Source organism: Kitasatospora griseola, assembly GCF_014648555.1.
GTDB classification, from domain to species: Bacteria; Actinomycetota; Actinomycetes; order Streptomycetales; family Streptomycetaceae; genus Kitasatospora; species Kitasatospora griseola.
In genome coordinates this window covers 44630-54495 of the sequence record NZ_BMRI01000043.1, presented here as the reverse complement: position 1 = coordinate 54495, position 9866 = coordinate 44630, and the positions used below count along the sequence as shown (strand labels likewise).

Sequence of the window (9866 nt, the reverse complement as noted above, 5' to 3'; positions counted from 1 at the left end):
CACGACGCTCCGCCGACAGCACCTGCACACCCAGACCAACGCCGCCCAGCCCACAGGGTTACGAGACAGCCTTTAGTATCCCGAGTCGCTAGGTTCTGTCCGGTCGATCACGAGCGGAGCCAGATGGCCAGTGCGGCGAGCGTGACCGTGCCGACGAAGACGTACACGCGTTTGTCGTATCTGGTCGCGACGGCGCGGAAGTTTTTCAGCTTGTTGATCGCGCGCTCGACGACGTTGCGCTTCTTGTACCGCTCCTTGTCGAATCCAGGTGGCCGGCCGCCGGCGCTACCCCGCTTGCGGCGGTTGGCCGCCTGGTCGGCCTTCTCGGGGATGACGTGCGGGATCGCCCGCCGTCGCAGGTAGCGGCGGGTCCGACGATTGCTGTACGCCTTGTCGGCGCTGACGCTGTCGGGCGTGGTGCGAGGCCGGCCGGTCGTCAGGCGCGGAACCCGGATCTTGTCCATAACGGGCTCGAACTGGGTGCAGTCGGCGCACTGTCCCGGCGTGACGACCAGGGACAACGCCCGGCAGTGGCCTTCCGCGCTCAGGTGGATCTTGGTGGTGTGTCCGCCCCGGGACCGTCCGAGGGCCTCTCCGGCCGCACCACCGCCACCAGGCAGTTGAACAGTTCCATCCACATCCGAGCATTCCTGATCGCGTGCGCGGCGCCCCCTTTGAAGACCGGCGCCGTGCGACGGGCGCCGGCCGCGTGGTGGTGCGCGCGGACCGCGGTGGAGTCGACGGAGACGTCCCAGTCGATCCCACCGGCGGCATCCGCCTCCGCCTGGACCCGCTGGAGCAGGCGCTCCCACGTCCCGTCCGCCGACCAGCGGCGATGCCGCTCATGGACCGTCTTCCACGAACCGTAGCGCTCCGGAAGATCCCGCCACGGCACACCCGTCCGGGTCCGGTACAGGATGCCGTCGATGACCTGCCGATGGTCCCGCCACCTGCCACAACGCCCGTTACTCACCGGCAGCAGCGGCCGAAGCCTCTCCCACTGGCCATCAGTCAGATCACCCCTACTCCCCATAGTCGTATCAACGACTCAACTGATCGACAGGACACGGCCTAAGGGCACCCTGCTCACCCCGGCCCTGCACTGGGCTACCCGCCACGGCGCCCTCCCCGAGGACGTCGCGCTGCGCCTGGCCGTCTACGCGGCAGCGGAGAAACCCGTCTAGCTTGACCGGCCTGCTCGGGGCCGTACTACCGGTGCGCCGGGTGCCTTCGGCCACTCCGGTACCCGGTCGGTGGTGCGCCCGGAGGGGCCGGTGGGGTTGGTGCGGATCTGCTCGGCTGTTCTCCACGGGACAGCACCGTCACCAGGCGGTGGCGCGCTCCACGTCATCGGCGTACCGGCCGAGGGCCTGGCCGAGGTCGGCCCGACCGGCGGTGCCGGGTTCGGAGGTGTCGACGGCGTCCTGTGCGGCGCGGATCACGGCGTGGCGGCGGTAGTCGATCCGGTCGTCGTCCCCGCCGGTGCGGGAGACCAGCGCGGTGAGGATGCGCAGGGCATCGGGTTCCTGGGCGCTGCGGGCGGCCCGCTGGGCGACCCGGTCGGGGAACTCGATGCCGGGGTTGGCGTCGACGCTCCGCAGGGTGCGGTCCAACCACTGGCGCTGGTCGGTTCCTTCGGCAAAGGCGAAGTGGCCGGCGCCCGTGACGGCGTCCGCGAGGCCGGGGGCGCCATCGACGAGGTCCAGGACCAGGTCCCAAAGCTGGAAGCCGCGCTGGTGCAGGGGGAGGGGGCCGGCGGGGTCCTCATGGGGCAGGAAGCGGGCGATGTCGCCGAGGAGCGTCGAGACGGCGGCCGGGCCGCCGCTACCGGTGATCAGCTCGGTGAGGAAGTCGGGGCCGAAGGTGTCGGGGGAGCGCAGCAGGGTGGCGGCGAAGAGAGTGAACACCTTCTCGGGGGCGCCGGTGCGCAGGTAGTCCCTGGTCCGGTTGGGGTCGAGGTCGCCGAGCACGGCGTACTCGTCGTCGCCGAGGTGGCGCAGTACGCGCAGCCAGGTGTGGACCGGGGCGGTCGGCGCGGTGAGGTCGAGCAGGGCGGCCCGGTGGGCGGTGTACCAGGGCAGGGCGTGGCGGCGCAGCGGGGTGAGAGCCGCGCCGATGGCGGCCAGGGCCCGGTCGTCGCGCCCGTCGGTGACGAGCTCGGTTAGCAGGGTGTCGGCTTCGGCGGGCAGGTTGCCGGTGTCGGTCGCGCGGCGCACAGCCCACTGGAGGAAGGCGGTCAGGGCGAGGCCGCTGGAGGTGGCGGTCGCGGTGGTGTAGGGGCTGTCGGGCACCGAGACGGGTTCGGTCCAGGCCCGGACGGTGGCCGCCAGCCAGTTCACCGCGGTGCCCTCGTCCACGCCGGGGTCGGCGCCGAGCACCCAGGCCTGGCGCAGCAGGTGGATCAGGGTGTAGCGGGCGCGTTCGTCGATGTCGGGGTCGGTGCTGCCGTCGCCCGCGTCGAGCCGGACCTTGAGCGCCCAGGCGGCGGTGCACGCCGCGGTGAGGCGGTGCCCGTCGGTGTCCTGGGCTGCCTGCCAGGCGGTGTACAGGCTCTGCAGGTAGACCGTGCACAGGTCGAACGAGCTGAGCGCTGCGGTGACGGCTTCGACGTCGGCCGCCCAGGAGGCGGGGTCCGCGAAGACGGCGTCCTCCAGCGTCTTCAGGTCGGCGCGCTCGAAGTAGTGCCCCTGCGCGGGGGTACGGGCCGCGAGCTCGGCGGCGCCCGCGAGAACACCGCGCTCCTCGCAGCGGGCGATGAAGTCGGTCACGGTGCTCTCGCCGCGGTCGGGGTACGGCAGCATCTTGATCAGCGGCTCGGTGAGGGGCCGTGGCGGCCCGGTGAACTCGGCGAGCAGGTCCACCACCGGGCGCCACGGCACCATCACCGGGTCGGGCGCTACAGGGGAGAGGCAGTGGACGGTCCGCCAGACGGGCGGCAGCGCGGACTCCCACTCCAGCTCCGGCAGGTCGGCCTCGGCCTCGTCGTCCTCGCCGAGCAACTCGGCCAGCACCTTCGCGCCGCCTAGCATGGCGGTCAGCGTATGGGCGAGCGAGGTGTCGCCGGCCAGTTCGGCGCGGGCCGCCTGGAGTGCCTCCGGACCGGGCACCGGTCCGAAGCCCTCCGACAGGGCCGCTTCCAGATCGGCCCGGCCTGCTGGCGGGCAGGTACCGATGGCGACCTGGACGAACTCCCCGACGTCCGGCGTGAGGTAGGGCAGGGCGTGCAGGCGGGACAGCACCCCGAGGGCGGCCGTCCACCACACGCTGTCCACCGGCCCGGCACCGGCGACATCCACGAGGTGAACGGCGATCAGCCGCTCGCGCTCCCACCCGCCCAGATCCCTTGCCGTCCACGCGCCGGTCCGCACCGCCAGGGCGGTCCCGGCCTCGCTGAACTCGGTGCTGGCGAACTCCACGCAGGCCGCCGCGGCAAACCGGGCCCCCGTCAACTCCCGGCCCCCGGCCAGACTCGGCGCCCGCAGGTCGTCACTGAACTCCAGCTGCTCCCGCACGCCGTCGACCGCCAGGTGGGAGGCCAGAACGGCGGCGAGGCCGGTACGCACCCGCTGGGCCACGCTGGGCCCGCCCGTCCGGCCGGCTTGCAGCAGCTGGGCCAGCACGGTACGGATGTTCCAGGGATCAGCCGCGGAGCCGTCCAACCCGACGCACAGGGCCTTGACGGCCGCCTCCACCCACGCGGCGTCCCGGTGCTCGGGCAGGGTCTGCTGCGCCCAGTAGACCGCCATGGTCCTCACGGCGTCGGTGGCGTGCGCCTTGAGGGCGCCGATGACCAGGGACGCGCTGTGCCCGCCGAGGTGCCGGCACAGCAGGACGAGTTCGGCGGTGGCTCCGGGGCCGGTGCGCCAGATCGCCTCCAGGCGCTTGCCCTTGCCCAGCCAGTTCACCAGGCGGGCCGGGTCCTCGGCGGCGAGGCGCTCGAAGTAGGGCCGCGCCGGCCACCGGTCCTCCTCCGGCAGGAGCCGGACGTCCTTCAGACTCTCCAGCCACTCCCAGCCGGAGAACTCGCTGAACAGGTAGGGCGCGGCGGCGGGGTTGTGCAGGCTGTTGACCTTCCGGACCTGCTCGGGGGTCGGGGAGGTGACCTTGCCGAGCTCGACCCACTCGGGGGCCTGGTCGACGACGGTGGCGACGAGTTCCTGGATCAGGGCCAGGCAGTCGTGCAGCATCGCCACCGCCGTCACCGCGGTCGCCTCGTGGCCGGGGTGCACGACCTTGGAGCCGATGCCGTACTGCTTCGGCCAGTCCCGGAAGGCTTCCTGCTCCGCTTTGCCCGGCTCCCGGCCGGTCGCGTCTCGGACCACCCGGGTCAGCTGCATGACCCGCAGGGCACCCTGCTGGGCCTCCATCGCGCACAGCCGCGCGTAGGCCGCGCCGATCGCCTCCAGCCGCCGGTCGAGTAGCGCCTGACGGCGGAAATCCTCGTTGGAGCGAATCTTGTGGAGCTTGCGCAGCGCGACCGTCAGGGGGTGAGCGGCGACCAGCGTCTCGGGTACCGGGAGGCCGAGCCCGTCGACGGCGTCCAGCACCTCCTGGGTCGCGTCGAACGCCGACAGCGGCGGACGGTTGCCCTCCTTGGCCTTGGAACGGGCGCTGAGCAGCTTGACGACGGCCTTGCGGAGGGGACTGCCCTCCTCCACCTTGCGGGGGAACGTGGACAGGGAGTCCAAGGTCGCGATCAGACCGTCCAGGGGGGTAGCGGCCTTGAGTGAGCCATCCGTCTCGAAGACAGCCTTGAGAGACCTGGTGACCTCGGTCCGCGCCGCCTGCAGCGCCTCGAAGTCGTTCCCGCCGATCTCCATCAGCCGCTCGATCGCGATCCGGCACAGCGCTTGCGCGGTGACGTACGGCTCCCGGCGGCCCTCCGGCTCGCACAGCATGTCGCAGACGTCACGCATCAGACCCAGGGCGACCGCGCCCTCCTTCTTGGGCCCGAAGTCCTGCAGGCGCCGGGTGAAAGAAGAGCCCTCGACCAGCAGCGCCACGTCGTCCGCCGACGGCCTGGTCTGGTCGGCCTCGAAGATGTTCACGTGCGGCACCGTAGCGGCCGGGCGGGCGGGTGGCGATCGGTTTCGGGGGACAGCCGCATCCGGGTAACCAGGTCTGACAGTGTACTGGCCGGGCCTGCTGAGCTTCTGCGGCCAGTGAACGACTAGCTCTCCGCCATGCTGCGCCGCATCCACCTCCTCACCAAGCTGAGCACCTACGTGCGCACCGTGGGCCTGTCCCTCCACGGGCACGCCGGACATCTTTACCTGGCGGACCGTTACCTGCCGAGCGTCGCACCAAATCTGGATCTCCACCGGTGTCCCGTTCCCGCTGCGGCTGACCGCTCCGGCCGGACTCTTGCGGTCCTGGCGAAGGGCAAGGGCCTATCGGCTGCGCCGGGTGGTGACGAGCTGGCCGTCCTGGAGGCGGTGGTCGAGTTCGAGGCCGCTGTCGATCATCGCGAGGAAGTCGAGGTGCCGGTCCGCGGGGACGGTCGCCACCCGGCTGCGATCGCGGACGATGCGGATGGTCGGCCTGTCCCCGCGGGGGCGGGCGATGGTCACCGACCCGTCGGTGAGGTTCGGGACGAGCCGGGTCAGGGGAGTGGTGGCGGTGCCGCGGTCGATGAGTCGGTTGATCAGGTCGGCGGGGGTGCGGACGTATTCCAGGAGGTCCTGGATCTCGTACTCGCCGGCCCCGTACCGCTCGGTCCAGCCGTCGATGTGGTGCTGGGCGGTCCACTGCCGCAGCGCGTCGGAGCGGTGCCCGAGCAGTGCGGCGTCGCGGCCGAGGAGGTGGGCGATGCGCCGGGAGGTGACGCCGGCGGAGAGCAGCGTCAGGGCCTGCTCGGTGTCGACGCCGTGGCGGATGTGCCAGGCGGTGTGGGTGTTGAGCCGGGGCGCGGCCGGGGAGAGCAAGGGGTTGGTGTTGACGAGGTTGGTCAGCGCGCCGACGGTCCAGCTCAGGGCGTGTCCGAAGGCGGTGCTGATGTTGCGCACCGCCTGGTCCAGCGCCCAGACAGCGGGGACGCCGGGCTGCCAGGAAGCGGCGAGGTCGGGGATGGCTGCCCCGGAGATCCACTCGCGCAGCGCCGGCGCGATAGGAACGGTCATGGCGGTGCCGCGGACCTCCCTGGTCTTGAAGGCCCAGTGCGGGGTGACCTCCGGGCAGTTGTCGAGGAGGCGGTCGAAGGCCTGGTGCTCGGTGAGGAAGTCCAGGGTCTGCTGCAGCGGCCATTCCTGCGGTTCGACCGGAAGCCAGTCGGTGTCCTCGCCGTCCTCGTCGGCGTGCCGGTTGAGGGCCACGGCCAGTTGCCTGGCGAGCCAGTCCAGGTAGCGGGCGGATCCGAGGCTGGTGCCGGTGGCGGCCCAGCGGCCGGCCGCCTCGGGATCGGTGACCTGGAACTTCTCGGCGACCCGGTCCGCGAGGGCGTGCCACCGGGCCGGGCCGCCTCGACTTCCACGCCCTGCTGCGCACCGCCGAGGCCCGGCGCGCGGCCGGCATCCAGGTCTTCTACGTGGCGTGGGACGTCCTCGCCGTCCCGGGCCGGGACGTGCGGGGCGAGCCGCTCAGGGACCGGTGGGCGATGCTGGAGATCCTCCTCGGCGCCGCGGCCCCGCCGCTGGCGCTGTGCATGGCCACCACGTCGCGCGCCGAGGCGATGGCCTGGTACCGGGACCTGGAGGCCCTCGCGGTCGAGGGCCTCGTCGCGAAGGGCCTCGACACCGCCTACCGCCCCGGCCCGGGCACCGGGGCCTGGCAGAAAGTCCGGCACGTCCACACGGTGGACGCCGAACTGCTCGGAGTGACCGGCTCAGCGAGCCGCCCCGAAGCCCTGCTCGTGGCCCTGCCCGACGGCCGACGCACCATCACCTCGCCCCGCCTCACCCCCGCACAGGCCCGCCGGCTCGCCGACGACCTCCACGGCCGACTCCGCCCGGCCCAAGGCGGCGGGCCCGGCGCGGTGTGGGAGATCGACGGACCGACCCCGCTCGTCGAAGTGGTGGCCGGCACCGGACGACACGCCACCGTCCGCTACGTCCGCCTGCGCCCCGCGGAATGAGCGCGACGGTCAGTTCGGTGTCGGGGAAGGCGGCGGCGGGGTCGTTGGCGTGGGCCTGTTGCTGGGCCGCGCTCCAGGTCGAGGCCCGGCCGTCGGGAGCGCTCGTCCAACCATGCCGTGCTTCCCAGCAGCACCTGCGCCAGCAGGGTGTCGGAGGCTGGCGCTACGGTGCGGCGTCATGGGCGCTGAGGATCTGACCGCCGGTACCGATGCCGGCTGCGTCCCGCCGGAGCCGGCCGTGGCGGAGCAGGCCGGGCGGGGGCATAGGCCCGGGTACTGGCCGGACAGGGAAGGCGGGGAAAGGCGTTGGTGGTGCTGGCGGCCGCGTACGCCGCGACGGCCTGTGGAGGTGGCCGGTCTGCTGGGGGCCCAGGGTCGGACCGCAGAGGCGATCCAGACGGTCCGGGCCCGGACGGCCCTGGGGCATCGGTATGCGCCCGAGCACTACGCGGTCCCGCTCGCTCGACACGGCCACGCCCAGGGGGCCCTCGACCTCCTGCTTCCCCACGCAGGCGAGGACGGGCAGATCGGCGCCCCGGTCGACATCGCCCACGCGGCCGGCCGCGATAGACCAGCCGGCGGACTTGCCGGCCTGGCATGACCGGTTCCAGGAGCCGTACGCCTGCACGAAGGCCTGCGGAGAGGAAGAAGCCCTGGACCCAGAGAAGCGAAACAGGAGTGCGAATTGATTCTGCGAATTACCGCAGCAAACGGCATGGATCACTACCCGGAGCATCCGGAGGAAATCGCCGACCTCATCTCCGAGGCCTTCCGGTCGATCACGCCGAAGGAAATCTCTGCCGGCGTCTACTCCGTTGGCACCCAGGCCTGGCTCACTGTCAGTGAGCCAGGTGCCGAAAGCCCCACCGCATACCTTCGCGTCACGGCCGACGAGCGAAGCGGCTACGGAGCACTCAGCTGGTGGTCCAACGTGCACACCGGCGGGATGTACGACTTCTTCTGGCTCTCCGACAACCCCGACCCGTCCTATGCGGGACCCGAACTGATAGCGGATCCGTGCTCGGGCGAGGGCTACGAACCGGCCAGCGCCCTACCCCTGGAACAGGTCAGGGCCGCGATCGAGGAATACTGCGCATCCGACACCGGCGAACGCCCCACCTGCATCGACTGGGTAACCGGAGAATACAACGGTGCGCGCCACAACGGAACGCGATTCAACGAATGGGCCGACACCTTCCGCCGAGAATAAAGACGAAGCCCGAGCTGATTCGAACGGAAATCTCCTGAAGCGGCTCGGAATTGAGGCGGGTGGCCCGAACCTTGACGTGCAGCCACCCGCTTCACCTGCCCGCCGGTTCGAGCGGCTCAGCGGGCGAGGCTGACAGCCAGCTCCTCGTCGGGGCAGCCGGCGGCGAGGCGGTGCAGCGCGTCGGCCTCGGCCGGGTCTACACTCAGGCCCCAACGGGTCTTCACCACCACCCAGTCCGTCAGATAGGTGCAGCGGTAGGCCTCGGCCGGCGGCAGCCACTCCGCCGGGTCCTTGTCCGCCTTCGCGCGGTTGCTCTTCGCGGACACCGCGATCAGCGCCCGCGGCTCGGCCAAGTCGTTGGCATAGGCCTGCCGCTCGGCCGCGCTCCAGGTCGAGGCCCCGGAGTCCCAAGACTCTGCAAGCGGCACGACATGGTCGACGTCACTCAGGCTCGCGTCGTTCAGGACCAGGTCGTCGTAGCTTGACAGCCACTCGCCGCCGGTCAGCGCGCAGCCCGCACCGACCGCCGGCGCGGTGACCGCCTCCGCGATCAGCACCTCCTTACGGGTATCGCAGCCGTTCTTGTCCGCGTCGATCCAGTGCCGGAAAGCGGTGCGCACATACCCGGTCCGGTCCTCCGCGGCGACGGCCAGCGCGTCGATCGCCGCGCGCAGGGTGGTGGTGACCTCCGCACCCGCCGCGCGGTGCCGCGCGACAACCGGTGGATGGGCCTCGGCAGTACGGGAAGCGGCGGCGTCGGCCGGGACGGCGAGCAGCACGGCGGCCGCGGCGGTGGACAGGACGAGGGCGAGAGCGGGACGGACGCGCACGGGGCAGCACTCCACGGACGGGACGGGCGGACGACGCCCAAATCAACCCCCGCCGCCGGCGCCTGGTTGCGGCCGGCCGCCGCCCGTCACCCGCACGAGGTGCAGGACCGCAATCCTGCGACTCTCTCGGGCCTGCCGGATCAGGACCGCCCGGGGGCGCGGCTGCGGCCCCGGGCCGCGCCGCGACAGGGGTGCGCGGGGGCCTCGGGGCCGCAGGTCGGCCGGGCGCTGCTGCTCGCTGCGCCGCCGGCCGCCCGTCCCGGGGCCGTGTGGTTGGGCCCGGGACGGGAGACGTGGTGAGGGGCGGTCAGTTCCAGCCGCTGTCGCGGCGGGTGGGTGCGCAGTCGCCCCAGATGCTGTCCGGTCGTGACACAGCGGCCTCCTTGTGGTGGCGGATCGTGTGCACGCGACCGTAGACCCCGAACGGACCACCTGTCACCCGCTTTGCCCTAAATTGGCATGCTCGCGACCTTCGAGGTGCCCGGCCTGTTCACCGGGGGACGCGGCTGCGCCCGGCCCGCAGGTAGAGCGACCCGGGCCACTGGGCGGTCAGGCAGGCCAGACCGAGCTTCTTTCAGCGGGACTCAGGCTGGTGCAGCGGGCGGCGCCCGACGGCGGTGCCGGGCAGTAGCTGCTCGACGAGGGGCTGACGATCGGTCACCGAGCCAGTCCACCACGCCCGGGGCGGCGCGGCGCCCGGGCCGCGCTGCTCGGCGATGTTCCCCGAGGCCGCCATGAGACGGGTCCTCACAGCGTG

The 9866-nt window shown here is 72.1% G+C and carries 7 protein-coding genes; 2 read left to right on the top strand and 5 right to left on the bottom strand.

Translation table 11 applies throughout. The features are described from left to right. Positions 1-107 precede the first annotated feature (107 nt). The 3 genes from IEZ12_RS33205 to IEZ12_RS33195 all read right to left on the bottom strand — a co-directional run bounded on the left by IEZ12_RS33205 (position 108) and on the right by IEZ12_RS33195 (position 6311). Positions 108-1033 (bottom strand): IS5 family transposase gene (locus tag IEZ12_RS33205; protein ID WP_444542900.1). Its coding sequence is split into 2 segments (ribosomal slippage): positions 108-688 and positions 688-1033, totalling 927 coding nucleotides; the frame shifts between segments, so codons are not numbered across the junction. Between the two features lie 289 nt (positions 1034-1322). Continuing rightward, positions 1323-5048, bottom strand: a complete 3726-nt coding sequence (locus IEZ12_RS33200) for a hypothetical protein (protein WP_189277507.1) — start codon at positions 5046-5048, stop codon at positions 1323-1325. A gap of 342 nt (positions 5049-5390) precedes the next feature. Beyond that, positions 5391-6311: a hypothetical protein gene (locus tag IEZ12_RS33195; RefSeq protein ID WP_229848483.1), complete on the bottom strand. Its 921-nt coding sequence runs from the start codon at positions 6309-6311 to the stop codon at positions 5391-5393. A 212-nt stretch (positions 6312-6523) separates the two neighbouring features. On the opposite strand from IEZ12_RS33195, the gene IEZ12_RS33190 reads away from it, so the two are divergent. Beyond that, the gene (locus tag IEZ12_RS33190) at positions 6524-7069 is read left to right on the top strand and encodes a hypothetical protein (protein WP_189277505.1); all 546 of its coding nucleotides are present in this window, start codon (positions 6524-6526) and stop codon (positions 7067-7069) included. 685 nt (positions 7070-7754) lie between these two features. Then, positions 7755-8279 (top strand): Imm1 family immunity protein, encoded by a 525-nt coding sequence (locus IEZ12_RS33185; RefSeq protein WP_189277503.1) that lies wholly within the window; start codon positions 7755-7757, stop codon positions 8277-8279. A gap of 116 nt (positions 8280-8395) precedes the next feature. Here the strand turns inward: IEZ12_RS33185 and IEZ12_RS33180 are convergent, their stop codons facing one another. Both IEZ12_RS33180 and IEZ12_RS33175 read right to left on the bottom strand, forming a co-directional pair. Then, entirely contained in the window at positions 8396-9109 is a 714-nt protein-coding gene (locus IEZ12_RS33180; RefSeq protein ID WP_229848481.1) for an HNH endonuclease family protein, read from the bottom strand. Between the two features lie 574 nt (positions 9110-9683). Then, entirely contained in the window at positions 9684-9845 is a 162-nt protein-coding gene (locus IEZ12_RS33175; RefSeq protein WP_189277501.1) for a hypothetical protein, read from the bottom strand. Positions 9846-9866 lie beyond the last annotated feature (21 nt).